Raw genomic sequence first — 609 nt, forward strand, 5'->3', positions numbered from 1 at the left:
GTGCCGTTTGAATCTTCCCCAGGTGCTGCGACCGCCGGTCTTCCGGGGCGCGCCCCGGAAGACCGGCGGCGCGTCATCGCCGATACTCTTTCCGATGGTCGGAAGGGGGATGTTGGTGATCAAGCTGAGGGAGACGATCATGATCCTGGATCTGCATCAGCAGGGGCTGACGGTGTCGGCAATTTCCAGACATACTGGCATCGATCGCAAGACGGTGCGCAAGTACATTGAACGCGGCCTTGAGGCTCCGGCCTATGGTCCAAGAAAGCCTCGGGCGACGGTCATCGACCCGTTCGCTTCTTACCTGCGGGAGCGGATCAAATCCTATCCCGGCCTGACCGGCAGTCGATTGTTTCGAGAACTGCGGGAGCGCGGCTATAGCGGCGGCTACACGGCTGTGACGGATTTTCTCCGCGATGTGCGCCCGGCTGCAAGTCAGGGCTTTGAAGTTCGGTTCGAGACGCCGCCGGGTGAGCAGGCCCAGGTCGATTTCGCCCAGTTCCATGTCGTCTTCACCGATGAACCGATGACGCCGAGGATCGTCTGGCTGTTCTCCATGGTGCTGGGGCACAGCCGTCTGATCTGGGCCCGCTTCGTCATGCATCAGAA

At 61.2% G+C, this 609-nt stretch carries 1 protein-coding gene; it reads left to right on the forward strand.

Features of this window, described 5'->3' with window-relative positions:
• Positions 1-115: 115 nt before the first annotated feature.
• Positions 116-609 (forward strand): helix-turn-helix domain-containing protein (locus OCK01_RS26405; RefSeq protein ID WP_263826560.1); only part of this gene is annotated, 494 nt, incomplete at its 3' end.

This window comes from Rhizobium sp. TRM95796, from assembly GCF_025779995.1.
Lineage (GTDB): Bacteria > Pseudomonadota > Alphaproteobacteria > Rhizobiales > Rhizobiaceae > Rhizobium_E.